This window comes from Silvibacterium dinghuense (genome assembly GCF_004123295.1).
Lineage (GTDB): Bacteria > Acidobacteriota > Terriglobia > Terriglobales > Acidobacteriaceae > Silvibacterium > Silvibacterium dinghuense.
The window spans coordinates 346,432-368,230 of the sequence record NZ_SDMK01000004.1 but is presented as its reverse complement, the minus strand read 5'-3'; the positions used below and the strand labels follow the sequence as shown (position 1 = coordinate 368,230).

Sequence of the window (21,799 nt, the reverse complement as noted above, 5' to 3'; positions counted from 1 at the left end):
GCGGATTGCGCTGCCGGTGGGTGTGCTCTCGTTTTTATTCCGCTGAATAGTCCATCGCGTCCAGGTCCGCGATCAGCCCTGGCCCTGTCGGCGTCCATCCCAGCTCCCGCCGCGTGATCGCGCTCGACGACGGCATATCGTGCCCGGCGAAGCGCGCCAGCCAGCCGAAGTGCGCCTCTGCCTCTTCCGGCTTGATGCTGACCACCGGCACCTTCAGCCCGCGGGCATGCGCCTCGACGATGGCCTTCATCGTGACGCCTTCTTCGTCCACGGCGTGATAGATCGCGCCCGGCTTCGACTTCTCCAACGCCAGCCGGTAGAGCCGCGCCGTGTCCGAGACATGCGCCGCCGGCCAGCGGTTACTGCCGTCGCCAATGTATGCCGAGACGCCCTTCTGCCGCGCTGTCATCAGCAGGTACGGCACCAGCCCCTGCTTGCGCGGATCGTGGATCTGCGCAAGCCGCACGATCGATGCATGCAGGCCACGTTCGGCCAGCGCCAGCGTCGCAGCCTCGGAGGCTCCGCGCATATTCCAGGAAGCGGTCGGGCTGTCCTCGGCCGAGGGCTTGCCGTCTACGTTGGCCGCAATCGCTGTGCCCGAGGTCATCACCAGTGGTTTGTTCGTGCCCAGCATCGCCTCGCCCATCGCTTCAATCGCCTTGAGGTCGTCTTCGCAGTTCTTCTGGAACTGAGAGAAGTCGTGATTGAACGCGAGATGAATCACGCCGTCCGCATCGGTCACGCCCTTGCGCAGGCTGTCGTGGTCTTCGGTATTGCCGTAGAGCACATCCACGCCTGCTTTCTTCAGCGCTTCCGCGCCTGCATCCGAGCGCGTCAGCCCCAGTACCGTGTGCCCTGCGCCGATGAGCTCGGGAATCAGCGCCGAACCGATGAAGCCTGTCGCACCTGTCAGAAAAACACGCATCGTCCACTCCTCTGTATTCCGTTGACTGTGTGGCATTGCCTTGCCACGGCGAAGGCCACTCAAGCCAAACATAGCCGCTTCAGGGCGGGCAATCTATGCGCCAAAGTCTCGAAAACCTTCGCGATCGTCCGGAATCTCCATGCCCCGCTGTTGCATACTGACTGCAACGAAACATTCACAATGGTTGAGGCCGTTCCCCTATGCGAGTGAAGTTGTTTTGCCTGTCGATGCTGAGTGTCCTGTCCTTTCTTGCCGCGCGCGCCCAGGGCACGGTCCCTGTCTTTCAAGCCTCGCTGAACGGCCACACTTTTACGCTCGCCGGCGGAGATATTCCCGGAGGGATGAAGACGCGCATCCCGGTCACGCTGGTGCCGGTGACGCTGACCTTCTCCGGCGCGCATCCCGACACGCTCGATGCGCGTGCCGATGTGCGGCCCATCCTCGCGTCGCCTGTCTTCCGGCGCTTCTCTTTTCCCGCGGGCGGCGACACGCAATACACCGACGCGCTGCTGCGGAGCAACTTCGGAGCCGCGGCCAAAGGGCATACCCTGCTCGAGAAGCTATCGGTAAAGCCCGTCACCATCGCCATCCCCGCCGGATATGGCTATCTCCTCACCTCGAAAAAGAACGGCGGCCAGGTCGCCGTGGTCGATATGCAGTACGTGCAGCGGGAGCTCTTCAAGCAATTGCCAAAGCAGGATGGCAGCCTGGTGCTTGCTGTCACGCACAACGCGACCTTCTATGCCGAAGGCGATGACACCATCTGCTGCGCGACCGGCACGCACGGCATCGACAAGGCGTCAGGCACATCGTTCGTGCTCGGCTCCTACTTCGCGAACACGCCGGAGATCGTGCGCGAGCGCGACATTCAGCCGCTCACGCAGCAGCTCGCCGAGTTCTTCCACGACCCGCTGCACGATCCGCTCGCGCCGGGCAACACGCCTACCGGCAACCTCGTCTCCCCGTGGGTGATGCCGCACGGCGGCTGCGGCGGAGGCGGCATCGGCTCCGCATACTTCCTGCTGCAGCCGACCAATACGAATCACAAAAACAATTTCCCCGTCTCCGCGCCGTATCTCGCCTCCGCCGGCTCGAAGAGCTATCACCTCAGCAACATCGCGTTGCTTTCCTGGTACACTGGCGCGGCTTCGGCCACCTATAGCTTTCCCGACAAGGATGCGTTGACCGCGCCGGCCGAGCCCTGTGTCCCTCGCCGCATGGATGCGGCAGGCATCACCGCTCCCACCGTTGCCGCCATCCCGAACGACGAGCCCGGTACGCATCGCCTGATCGGCTACTGGACCGGCTCCCAGGATTTCCGTCTGCGCGACATCTCGCCGCAGTGGGACATCATCATCGAGGCCTTTGCCACGCCGGATCACACGGCTCCGGAGGGCTCGCTTCGCTTTGCGCCGCCCAGGGGTTACACCGCGGAGGAGCTGAAGGCCGATATCGCCTTTATGCAGTCGAAGGGCAAGAAGGTGATGATCTCGCTCGGCGGCGGAGGCCAGTTCTTTTCCGCGTCCACGCCCGAGAGTCAGGCGGTGTTTGTCGCGTCTGTCACAGACATTGTTACGAAATATGGTTTTGACGGCGTCGATATCGATTTCGAAAGTCCGTCGCTGAACCTCGATGCGAATGACCGCGACTTCCGGCATCCCACTACGCCCTCGGTCGTGCACCTGATCGATGGTCTGCGGCAGCTCCGTGAGCACTTTGGCCCCCACTTCATGATCAGCCTGGTTCCGGAAGGCACGCAGATCCCCGGCGGGGCTCCGGCCTACGGCGGGCAGTTCGGCAGCTATCTGCCGCTCGCCTATGGCTTGCGGGACATCCTCTCCTTCGTGGACGTGCAGGACTACAACACGCCGCCGCTGCAGGGTCTCGACGGCGAGGTGTACCAGGCCGCCACCACGGACTATCACGCGGCGATGACCGAGCTTCTGCTGCACGGCTTCGCAGTCGGCGGCGACCCGAACGAACTCTTCCCCGGCATGCCTGCGGAGAAGGTTGCCGTGGGATTCCTCACCGGCTATGAAGGGCCGGAGACGATGCACCACGGCATCGACTACCTGGTGACCGGCAAAAAGCCGGCGGACGCGACCTATCCGCTGGTGAATCCGGCCGGCTATCCCGGGCTGCTGGGCGCGATGTACTGGACGCTCGATGACGATCGCCGCGAGAACTACAGGTACTCGAACAACCTTGGCCCGCTGCTGCATGCTTATCCGGCAAAGCCGTAACGCCGGAGGCAGAAGGATCGGAAGAGCATGTCGCTCCTGTGGTCTTGGCTCGAAATCATTTCGCGTTGTATCGAGATCGCGCTGCTCATCCTGGTGGGCGTGGTGGCGGTGGCCGTAGGGTTCGCAGTCAGGGCGGAGAAGCGAACCCGGCAGCAGATGCGGGAGGCTGCGCGGCAATCCCGCTGCGTCCGGTGCGGCGCGCTGCTGGGAGAAGAGGCTCTCGCACTTGCCGACGCCGAGTGGGCGAAGATGCGCGATGAGTTGGACCGAAGCCATTTCTATCGCCGGTATCGCATGGTCCGCACCTGGCGCGCCATCTGCCCCGGCTGCGGAGCCCGCTACAGCTACCAGGAAGCCACTCGCGCCTTTGTCCTCCTGCCGGACGAGCCTCCGCGGGAAAGTTCATAACAGGCCATGGTTCGATGACAAACTCTCAGTCGTATCCCCCTATCGCATAAGCAGGAGGTTGTCATCCCGAGCGCAGCACCCTTCTGATTTGTCATCGCGACTTGAACACTCTTCTTCCGTTGTCATCCCGACCGGAGCGCAGCGAAGTGGAGGGCCCTGCGGTTTCAGATCCAGATACAAAAACGGGTGCCCCATCCAAGCTTTGCTTGGGTGGGACGGTACGAACTTTGGCGGTACGGACCCTGGTGGTGCTTTCATCCTGCGAACCCACATCTCAAACAGCACGAGATGTGGGGCACCCGACTTATAGCGATCGTAAAAGGCTGTCATTTCGACCGGAGCAGGACAGTTTCATCGTCCTGCGGACTGGAGAAACCTGCGGTTCTCCCTGTACCGGCAAAAACGCAGGTCCCTCCACTTCGCTGCGCTCCGGTCGGGATGACAACGATAAGGGTAGGTTCTCTATTTTCAGAACATCTATAAGTGGATGCGCCCTAACGCGTCTCCACGCGCTGATAGGGGATGTGTTCCACCCGGTTGCGCCCTCGCGCTTTGGCCAGGTAGAGCGCGCGGTCTGCGGTCTCGACCAGCCACTCGAAGGCCTCCGCCTCCGCCTCTTCGCAGGTCGAGATGCCGATGCTCACCGAGACGAACTCGCCGATCGCCGTCGCGTGCGCGACCTTCAGCTCCCGTACCGCCGCCTGCATCCGGGCCGCGACCTCTTCGGCGCCGTCGCGGTGCGTATCGGCCAGGATCGCCGCAAACTCTTCGCCGCCGTAGCGCGCCAGCAGGTCGCCGTTGCGCAGCATCGTGCTCTGGAGCGCCGCGGCCACGCGCACCAGGCACTGGTCGCCCGCCTGGTGCCCCAGCCTGTCATTCAGCGGCTTGAAGAAGTCGATATCGATCAGTAACAGCGACAGTGGCGCATGCGACCGCCGCGACCGGCTCCACTCCTCCTGCAGCTTCCTGTCGAAGCTTCTGCGGTTAGCCACGCACGTCAGCGCATCGGTCAGCGCAATCTCTTCCAGCCGGTCATGCGCCTCGCGCAGCGCCAGCTCCGACCGCAGCAGGCGGCTATGCAGAACTGTCGAGCGGATCACGAAGACGGCCAGCGCCACCACCAGCGCCGTCGCTCCCCAGTAGAAGTGCGTGCGGATGACGAAGACCCCGAGCGTCAGCAGCGCGAAGGTATACAGCACTGGAACGATGCCGTCGATCAGCTCCGAGAGAGTTCTTTTCTCGACCGTGTAGTCTCCATCGGATGTTGCCAGAGGAACGCATAGCGCGCCCACGGCCAGCACGGTCACCGGCAGGGCCACCAGCAGGTCGTACAGTCCCACCTGCTCCTGCAGGGCAATCGTCGTTTGGTTGTACCAGCCTGCGCAGATCGCATAGCACCACAGGAACCCGGTCAGCAGGCCATAAAGGCGCCGTCTCTCGCCCGACGTCTGCTCGGCCAGCAGCCGCAGCGTGGCCGCGCTGGCCAGCAGCAGGTTTTCCCCGTTATATGCCTGCGCCAGCAGGGATGCGGAAATCGGCTTGTTCGAGCCGTGGACAAAGGGCAGGGACGAGAACATTGCCACGTAGATGGCGCAGGCGGTGATTGCGGCCTGCAGCCCGTCCAGCCAGGCGAACAGCTTTTCCTCGCGCCCGCTCGCCGGCAGCGAAAGCGCCACCAGCAGCGGCACGCCGAAGAGGAAATAGATCAGGTCCGAGAGCTTGGCGAAATCGACCGTCGCATGCTGTCCCAGGTCCTCCCATGCCGAGACGGAAAGCCCCGCCGCCCACAGCAGCAGGCTCAGGCTCACCAGCCACCAGCCCAGCTGTACCGGAGACCGCGCCTTCATCGCGCGCCACGCGCATGCCGCTACCGCCGCGTAGGCAGCCGCCAGCTGGAATGGATAGGAGACCGCCATGCTGTAGGGCTTCACCATCGCCAGGCAAAGTCCGTACAGGAGGAGAAAGCCGGCACCGAGAAACAGTCCGTGCGTCCGTCTCAACGTATTCTCCCGCGTTGCAATCGGGCTCACAGGCCAATCTGCGCACAGCATGCGCCTATAGGGAGAGATCGGCCAACGTGTCGAGCATAGCAGCCCGGCTTGTCGTCATGCTGTCTGTTTTCCGTTCACCGCCCCGCCGCGCGGGCAAGTCCATCACGCATCCAGAACGCATCCACCTGCCGGGTGGCCCATGCAAGCCCGCTGTTGGCTTGAGTGGGGGCGAATGATCTCCAAAGCCCTGTCATCCCGACCGAAGGGACTGGCCGTCCAGGCCTTTTGCGTTTCGCGCCTCCGCTCCCGTTGGTCGCAAGCTGGCGTGTGTAGGTCACCGTCTGGGTGCCCCACCCATGACAGTTTTTCGTCATGGGTGGGTCTCCGAAAAATCTCAACGTCAGCCCTGACCGAAGAAAGAAGGGTGCCCCACATCTCGTGCTGTTCGAGATGTGGGTTCGCAGGATGAAAGCACTACGAAGGTTCGTACCATCAAGGTTCGTACCGTCCCACCCAAGCAAAGCTTGGATGGGGCACCCTCGTCCTCACTTGTTAAAAAAACGCAGGTCCCTCCACTGCGCTGCGCTCCGGTCGAAAGGACAACCCTTTCTCGTGGCTCTATGCCGATATTCTCTAGGGCGCGTCTGTCTCCGGAAAATCCGCATAGCGAGCCGCGCAGGCCGGCGGCGTTCCTGCCTTGCTGCCCGCGTCGTCGGTGGTGATGACGTCCTGCCCGGTCACCGCAAAATTTCCGAGTCTCGGTCCACGCACGATCCTCGCCGCCTGCGCCTCGAACTTCGATTGCGCCAGCCCCTCGGCCCACACATTGTCGAAGCGCAGCTCCAGCCGATGTCCGGCATCGAGGCCGTCCAGCGTGTAGCTGCCCGGCGACTCGATATGCACATCGCGCAGCGTGATCCCGCGATAGACCGGCAGCAGGTCGCCGCTCTTCTTCATGTATGCCGGGGTAAAGACCAGAGGGTCCTTCGTATTCCGGATGCAGACGTTCTCATACGTCACGTCTTCCACCAGGCCGCCGCGGCTCGGGTCGCTCTTGATGCGGATGCCGTTGTCCGCGCCGTCGATGGTGAGGCCGCGCACCAGCACGTGGCTCACCCCGCCATTCGTCTCGCTGCCGATCGACATCCCGTGCCCGGTAAAGAAGTGGTTGTCGAGAATCGAGACGTTCGTCGTCGGCCCGGTTTTTCCGGCCTTGATGGCCACATTGTCATCGCCCGCGTGAATCCAGCAGTGCGCAATGGTCACGTTGCGCGACGAGCCGGGGTCGATCCCGTCCGTATTCCGCGCCGTCTTCGGCGTCAGAATCTTCACCCCCCACGCCGTGAAGCCGTCCGTCTGCCCCACCGCCACGTGAAAGCCCGGCGAGTTGCGCAGCGTGATGCCGTACAGCGTGAAGTTCCGCGCCCCGCTCACCACGATCAGCCAGGGCACGCTCTGGTTCAGGTCGCGAACCTTCGCCTCCTGCGCCAGGTCCCACCAGCTCACCTTCGCACCCAGCAGCGTTGCGCCGCCGCGTCCTTCGATCGCGCCATCGCCCGCCACACCTGCATCGGTCACGTTCGCACCATGGATCAGCGGCCGGCATCCGTGGCCTTTTTCCGTCACCACGCCGCAGCTGCCCGGCTGAAGGTCATACACCCGCGGATCGCGCGAGGCCACCAGCGCTACATCCTTATCGACCACCAGCCACACGCCCGAGCGCAGCTCCAGCGGCCCGGTCAGGAAGACATTCCGCGCGCCGTCAGCCCGGAGCACCACCGCCCCGCCCTTGCAGCCGTCGATGGCCGCCTGGATGCGCGCCGTATCGAGTTTGGCTTCATCGCTGGCTGTGATAGCCCCGCCCGGAGCCGCCAGCGCTGCCCTGATTTCAGCGCAGGCCTGCGGGATTTTCGGCTCGGTGACCGTGCGAGCATCCTGCCCAAAAGCGCAGGAGAAGGCAGTGGCAAGCAAAGCGAGGCAGAGGGCAGCGGGGAAGAGGATTCTCAGTCTCATAGAAAGAAGTGGACAGACCACGCCGCCATCCTAAACGCACCCGGTCGCAACTGGCCACTGCGTAAAGCGAGGGGATGGGGGGATAAGGTGCAAGGTGTAGCGTCCATGTGTCTCCGGCTGGCCTGGGTGCGTTACGAAAATTCTGTTATCTCGACCGGAGCGGGACGGTTTCATCGTCTCGCGCAGTGGAGAGACCTGCGGTGTGCGCTCTAGGTCGTATCCCCATAGAGCAACCAGAAAAAGTTGTCATTTCGACCGGAGCGGGACAGCTTCATCGTCCTGCGAAGCGGAGAAAACTGCAGGTTCCTCCGCTTCGTTCGCTTTACGGCTCACTCCGGTCGGAATGACAATTCGTGATAGAAGTCTTTCATTTGCAATCACGCTATATCTCTATGTGGCTACGACGTAGATAAAGCAAATTTCTTTCTCGTAAACAAACCGCAGGTCCCTCCACTGCGCTCCGCTCCGGTCGGGATGACAACCATGGAATGAAGACGTTCCGGGTGCGCCACATCTCGCTTCTGAGGCGGGGAAGGCGCAAATCCAGAAATATCTCCCCATCCCCTTGGTGGTCGGACCTCTAACGGCGTACAATCCCGCCCAGGTCGATATCCATGCTTTCTCTGTCGCATTCTTCGCTCGTCCTCGCTGCCGCCCTTGCGCTTATGCCCGCCGCCTTTGCCGCGCCCACCGTCTGCGACGCCCGCAGCTTCGGAGCGAAGGCCGACGGCGCCACCCTCGACACCGCCGCCATCCAGGGCGCCATCGATCACTGTGCCCGGCAGGGCGGAGGCACCGTCCGCCTCACCGCCGGGACGTACCTCTCCGCGCCCATCGTCCTGCGCAGCAACATCACCCTCCAGCTCGACAAGGGCGCCACGCTCCTCGGCACGCCCGACCACGCCGCCTATCCGGCCAAGACCGAGTTCCGCGCTCCCGGCCTGCAGTCGCTGGTCTCCGCCACCAACGCCGACCATCTCGCCATCACCGGCGAAGGCACCATCGACGGCAACGGCGAAAGCTGGTGGGAGGAGGCGCACAAGTACAAGGACAGCGGCATCCTCGGCAATGACCACCCCCGCCCGCGCCTGGTCGTCTTCGACCACTGCCATCACATTCGTATCGAGGGCGTCACCGTCCAGAATTCGCCCATGTGGCAGATCGTCCCCTACTATTCGGACGACATCGTCATCCGCAATGTCCGCGTCCTCGCGCCGCAGCACTCACCCAACACCGACGCCATCGACCCCTTCTCTTCCACGCACATCACCATCGATCACGTCCTCGCCGACGTCGGCGACGACGACATTGCCATCAAGTCCGGGGAGATCAACTCGCCCGGTCCCGACTCGCCCAGCCAGGACATCACCATCACCGACTGCAATTTTCTCCACGGTCACGGCCTCTCCATCGGCAGTGAGATCGCCGGCGGAGCGCAGCGCATCCGTGCCGAGCGCATCCACTTCGACGGCACCGACAACGGCATCCGCGTCAAGGCCAACCGCGACCGCGGCAACGACGTCAGCGATCTTGTCTTCCGCGACATCGACATGAAGAACGTCAAGAACGCCATCATCGTCAGCGAGTACTACCCCAAGGTTCTGCCCGCCGAAGGTGTCGAGGCGCCGCAGCCCATCACCCGTCTCACCCCGCACTTCCACAACATCACCATCGAGAATGTAACCGCCACGGATACGAAATCCGCGGGCGCCATCGTCGGCCTGCCCGAGTCGCCGGTCCTCAACCTCACGCTGAAGAACGTTCACCTCTCCGCCGAAACCCCGCTCACCATCGGCTACGCCACCGTTACCGGCTCGAACGTAACGGTCGTCACGCCGAAAGGGCAGGGCATCGTCACAGGACCCGAGGCCCATGTCTCGCTCCAATAGCTGCCCGTCGAGGATGTCCCGCCCAGGCTTGGCCTGGGTGGGAATGTATCCTCTTCACATGCGGTTCACCCCTGTCATCCCGATCGAAGCGCAACCTGTGCGGGCGAAACGGCAAGACCGCTTGATGCACCACAGAGAGCACAGAGGACACAGAGGGAGCGTGCTCGCATGAGATGCCCTTTTTCTGCGCGAAGACACAATAGCCGCAAAGGTTGCGAGAATGCCTCTGTGCTCTCTGTGTCCTCTGTGGTGAAATGCCTTTCTCTTTCTATCGATGCCAGCAGCGGGAGCCTATGGGGCATCAAGCATGCGCTCAGCCCTGAGCGCAGCAGCAGACAACTTACGGATCTATACCTATGACTCAGCCCATGCAGCATAGCGCGGAGAACGATCGCACCCGGCAGGTGGTCAACCACATCCGTGCCCTCATTGAGAACGGCACGCTCAAGCCCGGCGACAAGATTCCGCCCGAGCGCGATTTTGCGCGCCAGCTGCACATCTCGCGCGCCAGCCTCCGCGCCGGTATCGGCTATCTCGCCGCGCTCGGCGTCATGAAGATCAAGCATGGCGTCGGCACCTTCGTCGCCGACGGCCCGCCCGAGTTCGGCCAGGGCCAGCTCTCGCTCATCGGAGCCCTGCACGGCTTTCAGAACTGGCATCTCTTCGAGGCTCGCAACCTGCTCGAAAGCGGTCTCGCCGCTCTCGCCGCGGAGCGCGGCAAAGAGGAGCACCACGCCGCCCTCGCCGAAGAGGTAGCCGAGATGTTCGCCTCCGTCGAGAAGCCCTCCGAATACCTCATCCACGACGTGCTCTTCCACCGCATCATCGCGCAGGCTGCCGGCAATCCCATCCTCGCCGCCATCATGGAGACGGTCAGCTCGTCCATGTACGACGCCCGCCGCAATACCGTCGAGCACTCCATCGATCTCCGCGAGTCCGCCGAGATGCACCGCGAGATTTACCGCGCCATCCGCGGCCGCAAGCCCGAAGAGGCGCGCCGCCTGATGGAAAAGCACCTCGAAAGCGCCAAGACCAACCAGGGACTCGAACGGATACAGGCCAAGCCTCGCGCCACAGCCAAAACGGCCAACAGCAAGCCCCGCACCGAGTCCGCCGACGCGGCCCTCGAATCCATCCCGGCCCCCAGCTGACACACCGCTTCGCACTGCTGCGCGCAGGGCGATACGCCGGGTGCCCCACATCTCGTGCTGTTCGAGATGTGGGTTCGCAGGATGAAAGCACTACGAAGGTTCGTACCATCAAGGTCCGTACCGTCCCACCCAAGCCGAGCTTGGATGGGGCACCCGTTTCCGATCCACCGCACAGATTCCGGAGTGCGACCAACGGGAGCGGGGGCCGAAGGCGAAAGGCCGGGACGGCCAGTCCCTGCTCTCTCGAAAATACTTGCGATGTGCAGTAATTTTCCCAGGTACCGTTACGCCGGATTATTTTTATGTGGCTCCGCGGAGCTGGACGCGGCATACTGAGGATACCCACGTACAACGGAATCGGAAGGAGTGGCGCGCCCCTTGAAGAATCTGGCCCGCATCCCTTTGTTCCCTGCCGGACAGGACGCCGGTCTGCTCCTGCTGCGCCTGCTCGGTGTTACGCCGCTGCTGCTCAAGCATGGCCTCGAAAAGCTCTTCACCTTTTCGCAGATGGCCGCGCACTTTCCCGATCCGCTGCACATCGGCGCCGTGCCCAGCCTCATCTGCGCGATGCTCGGAGACGCCATCGCCAGCATCCTGCTGCTCCTCGGCCTGTTCACCCGCTGGGCGGCGCTGGTTTCGCTCGTGAACCTGCTGGTGGCCTGGGCCTTCGTGCACCACTTCCTCTTCTTCGGACATGATTCGGATCATGGCGAACTGATCGTGCTCTACCTCGCCATCATGGCCACGCTGGTTGTTGCCGGACCGGGCCGCTACAGCCTCGACGCAGCGCTCTTCGGTGAGAAGTAAAACCGGCGCGCGGCGAAATCCTGTCAAGCCCCCCTTGGGCAAGATTTTTTGCAAGTAAAAGAAAACAAAGGCGATAAAAGTTGCCCAAATTGGCATGATTTTCTGCCGAATTTCCTATACTGAAATTAAGAGCAGATCAAATCACAGAGGCGCGGGGTTCACCCTCCGCGCCTCTTCTTTTTGTCCCTGCCCGGCGTTCTCCGCTTCGCCCTGCTCTCCGCCCGCACTTCCATTTCCGCTGTCTTGCATCTTCAGGAGGCATCATGTCGCAGCCCATTACATTTTCCGTCGCATCCCAGCCCCAGCGCTGCCAGTACCTCCGGGCTGCGGGCCATCCCTGCCCTCGTCGCGCGCTTCGTGGCGAGCTCTACTGCTACGCGCACGGATACGATCTCCGCCGCCAGCTCCGTTCGCCCGGCCGTCTCCATATTCCGCTGCTCGAAGACCGTTCGGACCTGGTGCATCTCTACACGGACATCGCGCGCGCCATCGCCGACGGCACCCTCGACGACAAGCGTGCGCGCCTGCTGCTCACCGTCATCCGCTCGGCTGCGCAGCTGCTCGGGCCAAAGAATGCTGCTGAGGGAAAAGCTCCGCGCCGCAGCGCTGCCCGCGTCCGTTCCGATGCAGAGACGGGTGCGCATAAGGATACAGCTCCCGTTGTGCCCGCGGCCTCGGCGCCGCCCGCGCAGCCCCGACTCACACAGCCCGGACTCACGCAGCCAGGACTCACGCAGCCCGGGCCCGCGCAGGTAGACGAGTACATCCTCGGCCCCAACGGCGAAGAGCTGGCTCCGCCCGCGCCGTGGGTCGAGGAGACGATGGACGAGAAGGATGAGGAGAAGTCCGCCGCTCGCGAGTGGAGCTTCGACCGCTTCCTGCGCGACAGCCTCTTTCCCGATCAGGCCGGCCGGCCACTGCCCGAGTCGGGATACGCGCCGCCTGCTCCAGAGAAACCTGCTGCACCAGCGGAATCGCAGGAGGCTGAGTCGCCCGAGGTCTCCGCAAGCACGGCGCAACCGGATGCAGCGGAGACTCCGCACCCCGGCATCGTGCCCAGCCTCTGGGCCCGGCATCGGAGTCAGGGGAGGAGCGGATGCCGAAGGCGAGTCGCGCCACGCGCAGTGGGCATTCAGGTGGTCAGAAAGACATTCAGTGCCGTGGTCTCTCCCAGCGCGTGATGCACGGCGGCCATGAATGCATGATTCTCCGGAGGCTTCTGAAAGAAGGCCACGGCGCCGGCATCCATGGAGCGCTGCTTGTTGGGCACCGGGTCGCGCGCGCTGAGTACGATCACCGGAATCACGGACAGATCGGGGATCTCCTTCAGCCGCTCCAGCACCAGGAAGCCGTCCCCTGCGGGCAGGCCCAGGTCGAGAATGATCAGGTCCGGGGAAACCCGTTTGGCCACGGCGATCGCCGAGACCGCATCCATGGACGTCACCACGTGGTAGCCGTGGTATTTCAGGCGCGCCGTCAGGCCGATCAGCAGGTGCTGGTCGTCGTCCACAATCAGGATTTTTTTCGTATTCAAGGTTCAGTTCTCCTTCCGTACTACCAGGTGCGCGTCGATCAGCTTCTCAATCTGCGCGGTCACCTCTGCTGTCTGTTGCTCCCGGGCTGCTTCCTGGGTCACGTGCACCGGCGTCGCGGTAATCGAGACCGTGATGCCGGCCAGGTTTGCCGCTCCGGTGAACTCCCTCCGGATGCGGCTCTCGATGATCGCAATGCCCTGCGCCCCCGCGCAGGCGGCGATGAAGATGGTCGGCCTGGTCTCCCGTTCCCGCCCGGTAATCGGCAGCAGCACATCCTGTCCGGGATGGATGCAGCGCTCGGCCATGCGCTTGCAGTCATGCAGCAGCTCTCCGGTGATGGCCTCGCCGTGCGTGCACAGATCCAGGGCCAGCAGCGTGATCTGGATGGTTTCGCCGTCGCGCTGCTCGAGCGCCCGCTCGCACCACTGCTGCAGGCTGAAGGCCGGCAGCGTGAAGAAGAAGGTGCTGCCCGCGCCCGGCTCGCTCTCCACCCAGATCCGCCCGCCGTGCCGCGTCACCAGCTCGCGGCAGAGGAACAGTCCCAGCCCCAGTCCGCGACGGCTGTTTTCGTTCGCGTTCTCGGCCTGCGCCAGCCGGTCGAAGATGCGCTCCTGGTCTTCGCGGCGGATGCCGCAGCCGGTATCGGCCACCTTCAGGCACAGCAGCTCATCGCCTTCGTGGAAAGGCTGATTGCCCACCGTCACCCGTCCGCCGGGCGGGGTGAACTTGATGGCGTTCTCGATCAGGTTGGTCAGGATCTGCCGCACCCGGGAGGGATCGGCCCACACAAACGGCAGCCGTCCTTCGAGCTGGCTGACCAGCTCCACCTGCGCCTCGCCCGCGTTCTTGCGGCAGGTGCTCAGCACCTCCAGCACCAGCCGCGCCGGGTTCGAGGGCTGCGAGGAGATGGCCAGCTTATGCGTGTCGATCCGCGTGATGTCCAGCAGGTCGCTGACCATGTCCTTGAGCTGGCGGGTGTTTTCGAGCGTCAGCCGCAGCTGCTCCTGCTGGTCCGGCGTCAGGTCGCCGAAGAGCCCGTCCACCACATTGCTGACGAAGAAGTAAATCGCCGTCAGCGGCGTGCGCAGCTCGTGAGAGACATGGGAGAGAAAGCGCTCCTGCATCTTCAGCCGGTGCGTCCGGTTCTCCTCGAGCGCCTCTTCTACCCGCTTCAGCTCGGTGATGTCGCGGATGATCCCCGAGTAGTGCTGCCCGTCTTCGAGCCGGAACTCGCTGATCGAGATGTCCATCGGGAAGGTGCTGCCGTTTTTTCTCCGTCCGCTGACCTCGCGGCCCGCCGTGCCGATGATCTGCCGCACCCCGGTCTTCGCATAGCGATCCAGGTAATCGTCATGCTCGCTGTAATAGGGCTCCGGCATCAGCATCTTGATGTTCTTTCCCATCGCCTCGGCCGCGCTGTAGCCGAAGATCCGCTCGCAGGCCGGGTTATAGCTGTCGATGATGCCCCGCGCGTCGATGGTGATCACCCCGTCGTTCGCGCTCTCGACGAAGGCCTTGATGCGCAGCGCCTGCTCCCGTACCGCGCGCTCGGCGCGGCGGTGCTGCGTCAGGTCGTGCACGATGACCACGAAGCCCCGGATCTGGTCCTGTTCATCGAGCAGGGCGCTCTTGCTCACCCGCGCCCAGAAGCGCTCGCCGCTGGCCCGCAGCCGCCATCCCTCGTCCTCCGACTGGCGCAGTTCGGTGGCGCGGGCGTGGATGACCTCCGCCTCGCCGGTCATCACCAGCTCCGGCGTCATCATGCGGGTAAAGTGCTGGCCGACGATCTCCTGCTCCGTGTAGCCCATCAGCCGCTGCGCCCCGCGGTTCCAGCTGGTGACCATCCCCTGCGGATCGACGGTATAGATGGCGTGATCCTTGATCCCTTCCACCATCAGCCGGAAGCGGGCATCGGACTCGGCCAGCGCGGCGTTGGCTGCCTCGGCCGCCTCGCGGGCCTCGAGCGTCCGGGTCGCCGCCTCTTTCTGCCGCTTGGCCAGCACGGCCAGGAACTCCTCCAGCGTCTCCACCAGGTGCGGCACGGCGCTCCACAAATAGAGCGCCAGCCCTACGCCGACCAGCACGCTGCCCACGCGCAGCGCCAGCTCCACCTGCCGCAGCGGAAGCCAGATGGCCGCGATCCGCGCCAGACGCGTCGCGCCGTCCGAGATCACGAAGGCGATCATCCAGTCCAGCAGCCAGCGCAGGCGCGGCAGCTTCGGTCCCCGGCGCAGCCGCAGCAGCGTCCAGACCAGCGTGGTGTAGATGCCGAGATAACAGAAGGCGGTGACCCCGTTCCAGGCCGCCTCACCCCAGCGCGGCCAGGACTGCTGCATCGCCTCCATGCAGCCGGGCGAGTGCAGGGCTGCGGCCAGGCCGGTGCCCGCGATCATTGCGATGTAGGTTCTTTCCACCCGGAGTCGAGCCATCCTTCTTCCGGAACAGCGCCTGGTCCGCGGCGGGTCCGGTGGCGCTGCCTCGCTCCGGCATTGCCCGGCCTCCGCTGGTGCGGCTGCAGCTGATCCCATCCCGGATTCGGTCTACAGATCGGCACCCCGCTCTGCGCGCCTGTGTGATCGTGGGGCCGGATGCTGACCCCCTTATCGGCTCAATCCACGCCAATATCTTCGTTCCATACCTCGGGATGATTACGAATGTACCGATCCAGCATCTCCACGCATTCCGGCGAGTCTAAATTGAGAATCCGCACGCCCTGCTCCTGCAACCACGCCACGCCGCCCTCGAAGTTGCGGCTCTCGCCGACCACCACTGTCCCGAATCCGAACTGCTTGATGAGCCCGGAGCAATACCAGCACGGAGCCAGCGTCGTCACCAGGATCAGCTCCCGGTACGAGCGTTGCCGCCCCGCGCGCCGGAAGGCATCCGTCTCCCCATGCGCCGAGGGATCGCCCTCCTGCACCCGCCGGTTGTGTCCCGAGCTCACCAGCGTCCCGTCGGCGCGGAAGATCGCCGCTCCGATCGGAATCCCACCCTCGGCCAGCCCCGTCCGCGCCTCGGTCATCGCTACATCCAGCATCGCTTCGTAGTTCATGTCTCAGCTCCTGGCTTTTAGTTTTTAGCCTCTAGCTCAAACCTAACCCACGTGTCATCCCGCCGGTACGGCCAGTCCCCGAAGGCGTCCCGCCCTGCGCGCAGCAGGCAGTCCAGAAGAGAAAGCTTGCCACAGCACTGCTTCAGCTGGAAGCTAAGAGCTAAAGGCTAGGAGCGAAACGTCCCACTTGCCCCAATTACAGGAAGAAACCCGTCCCGGCTACGGCCTGCGCCGTCATATCCTCGGTCCCTGGGAGACGCTTGCCCAGTCCGTCTCCGCCATCGCACCCACCGCGACCCCGGCCATGACCATCCCGCTGGTCTTTGCCCTGGCCGGCAACGCGACGTGGCTCGTCTATCTCGCCGCCACGCTGGCGCTGGTGCTGGTCGGCCTGGTCATCGGATGCTTCGGCCGCCGCTCCGCCTCGCCCGGCTCGCTCTTTACCTATGTTTCGCAGTCGCTTCCGCCCTGGGTCGCGGGCATCGCCGGATGGGCGCTCTTGCTGGCCTACGTGGCCACGGCGTCGTCGGTCGCTGCCGGATTCTTTAACTTCGCAAATGTTCTGCTCCATGCCGCGCTCGGTATCGCGACGCCGCCCGTGGTGCTGATGTCCGTGGCCGTGGTGCTCGCCGGAGCCATGGCCTGGCGCGACATCAAGCTCTCGGCCGAGATGATGCTCTGGATGGAGGGCGCATCCGTCACCTGCATCGCCGTCATCCTCGCCGTTGTGGCCGCGCGCCACGGACTGCATCTCGACTGGCCGCAGCTTCGTCTCCACGACGCCACGGGCAGCGGCTTCCGTCTCGGACTGGTACTTGCCTTGTTCAGCTTTGTCGGCTTCGAGTCCGCGACCGCGCTCGGCGAAGAGGCCCGCGAGCCGCTCAGGACCATCCCCCGCGCCGTGCTGCAGTGCGCCATCGGCTGCGGCGCGTTCTTCATCCTCTGTATCTATGCTGAAGTGCTTGGCTATCGCGACATGCACCTGCCGCTCGATCAGGCTGCCGCGCCGCTGCATGTCCTCGCCGTGCATGCAAAGGTCGGTCTGCTCGGCACCCTGGTCGATATCGGCGCCATGATCAGCATGTTCGCCTGCGTGCTGGCCTGCATCACCGCCGCCTCGCGCGTGCTCATGCTCATGAGCCACCATGGCTTCGCGCATAAGAGCCTGGCACGCACGCACGCCAGGAACGAGACGCCGCACAGCGCTGTCCTGGTGACTGCGCTTGCCACGCTGCTGCCTGCCGCAGGGCTCGCGCTGCGCGGCGTCTCGGCGGATAACATCTACGGCTGGATGGGCTCGCTTGCCACCTACGGCTTCATCACCGTCTACGCGCTGGTGTGTGTGGCCCTGCCGCTGCACCTGCGCCGTACGGAGAAGTTGAGCCCCGGCGTTCTCGCCCTCTCCGCTGCCGGAGTCGTCGCCATGCTGCTCGCCCTCGCCGGAACGCTCTATCCCATCCCCGCCGCGCCCTATAACTGGCTGCCGTATCTCTACCTCGGATACCTGGCGCTGGGGCTTGGCTGGCAGATGATCGCAGGCAAGGGGATAGGGTATAGGGGATAGGGCGTAGGGTGTAGGGGATAGCGAGGATATGGGTGGGTCTCACCAGAATCTCAATCGCGACCAGAGGGAGCGGGAGCCGAAGGCAGAAGGCCTGGACGGCCAGTCCCCTGCACGAAGCAGATAAAATAGAGACATGAGCGACGGACGCGAAGAACGCGAACAGAAAGAACGCGAGCGCGAGCAGCGTGAGCGCGAAGACCGCAGCGACTGGGTCAACCGCCATTCCGAAGATCAGTGGCAGCCCGAGCGCCGCGAGTCCTAAGAGTCCATGGCCACGACCGACCGCAGGCAGCTCCTGGGCCCTCTGTTAAAGGGCGTTTCCCGTTCCTTCTACCTGACGCTCAGCATCCTGCCCGCAGGCATGCGCGATCCGGTCGGCCTGGCGTATCTGCTGGCCCGCGCGGCCGATACCATCGCCGATACTGCGCTGATCGCGCCGGGCAAGCGCCTCGAGCTGCTCCTGTCACTGCGCCGGCAGGTCAATGGCGAGCCGGATGCGGCATCGCTGCGCGAAATCGTGGACGAGATTGCAACGCAGCAGAAGGACTCCGACGAACGCACCCTGCTCGAATCGCTCGGTCCTGCGCTGGAGATGATCGCGCAGTTCTCCGATGCCGATATCGTCGCCATCCGCGGCATCGTCTCCACGCTCACCGAAGGCATGGAGTTCGATCTCAGAACCTTTCCCGAAGAATTCTCCGGCCGCGTCGTCGCGCTCGAGGCATACAGCCAGCTCGACCGCTACACGTACATGGTGGCGGGCTGTGTCGGTGAGTTCTGGACGAGGATGACCTATGCGCACGTCACCGCCCGGCTTGGCGAGGATGAGGCCACGATGATCGAGCGCGGCATCCGCCTGGGCAAAGCGCTGCAGTTGACGAATATTCTGCGCGATTGTCCGAAGGATCTGCGCATCAGCCGCTGCTATCTGCCGCAGACCATGCTCGCCGAGGCGGGCCTTTCACCGGAAGACCTGCTGCGTCCGGAGAACTCGCATCGCGCGCGGCCCGTGCTGCTGCAGTTGACCCGCATCGCGCTCGATCACTTCCGCGCCGGACTCGAGTACACGACGGCATTGCCGCGAACGGCTGTGCGTCTCCGGCTGGCCTGTGTGTGGCCCATCGTCATCGGCCTCGAGACCTTCCGGCTTCTGGTCGCCAGCGAGTGCTGGCTCGATCCGCAACACCCCGCGAAGATCCGCCGCAACGACGTCTACCGGATCATCGCAGGCTCGCTGCCGCGCATACCCTCCAACCGGATGCTGCGCAGCTGGATCGAAGGGCTGATTCGCGATACCGAGGAACAGATCCGCTCCGGCCGCTAAGGCGTATCCACAGACAGGCGCATGGAAGAGGAAAGCCTTGCCAAAGCCCTGCCATTCTGAGCGAAGCACACTTCTAACCTGTCATCCCGACCGAAGCGTAGCGCAGTGGAGGGACCTGCGTTTTTAAATAAGTGAGGATGCGGGTGCCCCATCCAAGCTCCGCTTGGGTGGGAGGGTACGAACCCTGATGGTGCTTTCATCCTGCGAGCCCACATCTCGAACTGCACGAAATGTGGGGCCTGACGTTGAGAATCTTCGAAGACCCACCCATGACGAAAAACCGTCATGGGTGGGGCATCCGGCCGGAGCGGCCGTCCCGGCCAGTCCCTTCGGCGGCATCAGCGCTCTGGTTCCGCGGAGGTGGTTGTGGGGCAGAGCTGGAAGCCCGGATCACTCCCTCGATCGCTCCCGTGATCGCTCATGGAAGGCGGCGGTACCGATCTGCCCCATGTCGGCGATGGTGCCGAGCCCAGCGTGAGCACGAGCGTGGCGCCGTCCTGAATCTGCGCGTGGCGGAACCAGGCATTCGGCAGGTCCACTCCGTTCAGCGTGGCGGACTGCACGAAGCGGTTCAGGCCCTGCGGATCAAGGTTCCTGGCGATGATGCGCAGCTTCTTGCCGTTGCCGAGCGAGAGCGTCGCGTCGGGAATGCTTGGCGTGCTGATGAGATAGACATCCTGCCCGGCGATGGGAAAGATGCCGAGCGTGGAGAAGATGAGCCAGCTCGACATGGCGCCGGAATCGTCGTTGCCGGGGATGCCGGCACGCGTGTCGGTGAAGGCCTTCTCCAGCAGCATGTGCACGACTTCCGCGCTGTGATCGGGGCGGAGCGCATAGTTGTAGAGCACGGGCAGCAGAAATCCAGGTTCGTTCGTGACGTCGAAGTGGCCGCGCAGGAAGGTCCAGTCGAGGCGCTGGACAAAGGCCGCATCGCCTCCGGCCATTGCGATGAGACGGCGCATATCCTGCGGCGCATAGATGGAGTACGTCCAGATATCGCCCTCGTAGAAGAAGTCGGGCCAGGTGCCGCGCACGACCAGGTAGGGCGCGGCCCAGCTGCCATCGGGATTGCGCGGGCGCAGGAAGCCGTGAAAGCCTTCGACGGTCATGTCCTTGTCCCACAGGTGCTCGAAGTTATGCGTGCGCCCGGCGTAGAGCGCTGCTTCGCGCGTGTGGCCGAGGCCGCAGGCTACCTCGGCGAGGGCGAAGTCGTCATAGCTGTACTCCACGGTGCGTGAGCCGGAGCGCTCGTCGGCGAGGGTGACGTAGCCCTTCTCGTTGTAGTCCTTCAGGCCGCCGCGGCCTTCCTTCTGCGCATCGGCCGGCGGCACTTCGGCGTTATGCACCATGGCGGCGAAGGCGGTCTTATAGTCGATGCCCTTCAGGCCTTTCACGAAGGCATCGGCAATGACGACATCGGAGTTCGAGCCGCCCTGCGTGCGCCCGTTGTCATTGCCGCTGCGCGCGTCGGGCATGTAACCGGTGTGGCGATAGATATCGATCAGCGAGCGGATCATGTCGCGCTGCCGGTCGGGCGAGATCAGCGTGAGCAGCGGGCTCGAGGTGCGGAAGGTGTCCCAGATGCAGTAGTAGTCGTCGTAATAGGGCTCCGAGGATTGCCAGTCCGGGTTCTCGCCGGTGCGGTCGGTCGGCATCAGCATGATGTGATACATCGCGGTGTAGAGCTGGCGCCGCTGCGATGCGGTCTCCCCGCTCAGGCTCAGCTTGGCGAGCTCCTTGTTCCAGAGCGCCGTGGCTGCGGCGTGCACGGCGTCGAAGTTCCACGCGGGGATCTCCTGCTGCACATTCTGTCTTGCCTGCTCCGCGCTGAGAAAGGAGATGCCGACCTTGGCCTGGATCACCTGGTGAGCATGCGTGATGAAGTTAAAAGAGGCTCCGATGGGAGTGTTCGCGCCTGCGGTTGCATCCTTCGCATCGGAGAGCGTGGCGCCGCTCCAGGTCTGCACGTCGCGGGCCGGCGTGTCCAGCACCATGGAGTAATAGACCTTGTACTCACCGCCGCGATTCCAGCCGCCGGTAAAGCGCGCGACGCCCTGCACCTCGCGATCGGAGACGACATGGACCTCGGCGCCGAGAAAGCGCTGCGCCTCCCAGCCGGTGCCGAGGTTCAGCGCCGAGGCCACGTTGAGAACGATGTGCGACTGCTGCGACGCAGGGAAGGTATAGCGATGGAAGCCGACGCGGCGGCTGCTGGTGATCTCTGCCTTCACGTGGTAGCGCGCCAGCTCGACAGCGTAATAGCCCACCTTCGCCACCTCGCTCGAGCGCGGCGTCTTGATGTCGGTGATCTCGAGCGGGCCGGTCGTCGGTGTCACGAGGATGTTGCCGTACTTGCCCTGCGCGCCGCTGAGATGCAGATGTGAGAAGCCGAGAAGATAGCCGCTGCTGGCGTAGCCGAAGCCGGAGCGGCGTCCGTCGAAGCTCTCCATGTCCGGGCCCACCTTGACCATGCCATAAGGAATGGCCGCGCCGACGAAGGTGTTGCCGCCCCAGTCGACACCGATGAAGGGGTCCACATTGGCGGTCAGGTCGCGGGTGGGGGACGCGGTCTTCTGCGGCCAGGCGTTTGTGCATGCAAAAGAGGCCGCCAGCAGGAATACGGCGGATAAAAGCTGCGGCTTGCGCAGGAAAAGGCGTGGCATCATCGGTCCCTTGATCTGGCTGTATCGCGGAAGCTCTCGCGTGGGGTGCTCTTCCGTATGCGCCATTTGGAAATCTGCGGAGAGATTTTTCTCCAGCTACAGGTATAAGGGTCCGCTGTTAAAAGAGAAAGACTGCTTCGCGCAGGGCGGATCGCCTTCGGCTCCCGCTCCCTTTGGTCGCGCTCCGGCGCAGCGCCGGGTGGGGACGAATGATCCCCAAAGACCTGTCATCCC

16 protein-coding genes are annotated in these 21,799 nt (G+C 64.0%); 9 read left to right on the top strand and 7 right to left on the bottom strand.

All coding sequences use genetic code 11. The annotated features are described in order from the left end of the window. Window positions 1–34: 34 nt before the first annotated feature. Window positions 35–925 (bottom strand): SDR family oxidoreductase, encoded by an 891-nt coding sequence (locus tag ESZ00_RS17660; protein ID WP_129209713.1) that lies wholly within the window; start codon window positions 923–925, stop codon window positions 35–37. A gap of 227 nt (window positions 926–1,152) precedes the next feature. On the opposite strand from ESZ00_RS17660, the gene ESZ00_RS17655 reads away from it, so the two are divergent. Beyond that, complete coding sequence (locus ESZ00_RS17655) at window positions 1,153–3,168, top strand: glycosyl hydrolase family 18 protein (RefSeq protein ID WP_229741148.1); 2,016 nt, start codon at window positions 1,153–1,155, stop codon at window positions 3,166–3,168. Window positions 3,169–3,195: 27 nt separating this feature from the next. Then, a complete protein-coding gene (locus ESZ00_RS17650; RefSeq protein WP_129209711.1) occupies window positions 3,196–3,576 on the top strand; it encodes a hypothetical protein in 381 nt (126 codons plus the stop codon). Window positions 3,577–4,070: 494 nt separating this feature from the next. Here the strand turns inward: ESZ00_RS17650 and ESZ00_RS17645 are convergent, their stop codons facing one another. Then, window positions 4,071–5,576 (bottom strand): GGDEF domain-containing protein, encoded by a 1,506-nt coding sequence (locus ESZ00_RS17645; protein WP_164981598.1) that lies wholly within the window; start codon window positions 5,574–5,576, stop codon window positions 4,071–4,073. Between the two features lie 624 nt (window positions 5,577–6,200). Next, window positions 6,201–7,580, bottom strand: a complete 1,380-nt coding sequence (locus tag ESZ00_RS17640) for a glycoside hydrolase family 28 protein (RefSeq protein WP_129209709.1) — start codon at window positions 7,578–7,580, stop codon at window positions 6,201–6,203. 614 nt (window positions 7,581–8,194) lie between these two features. Between ESZ00_RS17640 and ESZ00_RS17635 the strand changes: the two genes are divergently transcribed. From ESZ00_RS17635 to ESZ00_RS17620, 4 genes are all read left to right on the top strand, one after another. After that, a complete protein-coding gene (locus tag ESZ00_RS17635; protein ID WP_129209708.1) occupies window positions 8,195–9,469 on the top strand; it encodes a glycoside hydrolase family 28 protein in 1,275 nt (424 codons plus the stop codon). Window positions 9,470–9,825: 356 nt separating this feature from the next. Continuing rightward, a complete protein-coding gene (locus ESZ00_RS17630; RefSeq protein ID WP_129209707.1) occupies window positions 9,826–10,620 on the top strand; it encodes a FadR/GntR family transcriptional regulator in 795 nt (264 codons plus the stop codon). 378 nt (window positions 10,621–10,998) lie between these two features. Further along, complete coding sequence (locus tag ESZ00_RS17625) at window positions 10,999–11,427, top strand: DoxX family protein (protein ID WP_164981597.1); 429 nt, start codon at window positions 10,999–11,001, stop codon at window positions 11,425–11,427. Between the two features lie 263 nt (window positions 11,428–11,690). Continuing rightward, window positions 11,691–12,608: a hypothetical protein gene (locus tag ESZ00_RS17620; protein WP_129209705.1), complete on the top strand. Its 918-nt coding sequence runs from the start codon at window positions 11,691–11,693 to the stop codon at window positions 12,606–12,608. Here the strand turns inward: ESZ00_RS17620 and ESZ00_RS17615 are convergent. The 3 genes from ESZ00_RS17615 to ESZ00_RS17605 form a co-directional block, all read right to left on the bottom strand. Beyond that, entirely contained in the window at window positions 12,560–12,961 is a 402-nt protein-coding gene (locus ESZ00_RS17615) for a response regulator (protein WP_129209704.1), read from the bottom strand. The two genes, ESZ00_RS17620 and ESZ00_RS17615, sit on opposite strands and share 49 nt — an antisense overlap. 3 nt (window positions 12,962–12,964) lie before the next feature. Then, entirely contained in the window at window positions 12,965–15,391 is a 2,427-nt protein-coding gene (locus ESZ00_RS17610) for a PAS domain S-box protein (protein WP_164981596.1), read from the bottom strand. A gap of 179 nt (window positions 15,392–15,570) precedes the next feature. Continuing rightward, window positions 15,571–16,014 (bottom strand): nucleoside deaminase, encoded by a 444-nt coding sequence (locus ESZ00_RS17605; RefSeq protein ID WP_129209702.1) that lies wholly within the window; start codon window positions 16,012–16,014, stop codon window positions 15,571–15,573. Window positions 16,015–16,201: 187 nt separating this feature from the next. Between ESZ00_RS17605 and ESZ00_RS17600 the strand changes: the two genes are divergently transcribed. From ESZ00_RS17600 to ESZ00_RS17595, 3 genes are all read left to right on the top strand, one after another. Further along, window positions 16,202–17,578: an APC family permease gene (locus ESZ00_RS17600; RefSeq protein ID WP_129209701.1), complete on the top strand. Its 1,377-nt coding sequence runs from the start codon at window positions 16,202–16,204 to the stop codon at window positions 17,576–17,578. 133 nt (window positions 17,579–17,711) lie between these two features. Further along, entirely contained in the window at window positions 17,712–17,840 is a 129-nt protein-coding gene (locus ESZ00_RS20420) for a hypothetical protein (RefSeq protein WP_268235290.1), read from the top strand. Between the two features lie 6 nt (window positions 17,841–17,846). After that, window positions 17,847–18,902, top strand: coding sequence for a phytoene/squalene synthase family protein (locus ESZ00_RS17595; RefSeq protein ID WP_129209700.1), 1,056 nt, complete (start codon window positions 17,847–17,849; stop codon window positions 18,900–18,902). Between the two features lie 338 nt (window positions 18,903–19,240). Here ESZ00_RS17595 and ESZ00_RS17590 read toward each other — a convergent pair whose 3' ends face one another. Continuing rightward, window positions 19,241–21,631, bottom strand: a complete 2,391-nt coding sequence (locus ESZ00_RS17590; RefSeq protein WP_229741147.1) for a GH92 family glycosyl hydrolase — start codon at window positions 21,629–21,631, stop codon at window positions 19,241–19,243. Window positions 21,632–21,799: the final 168 nt, after the last annotated feature.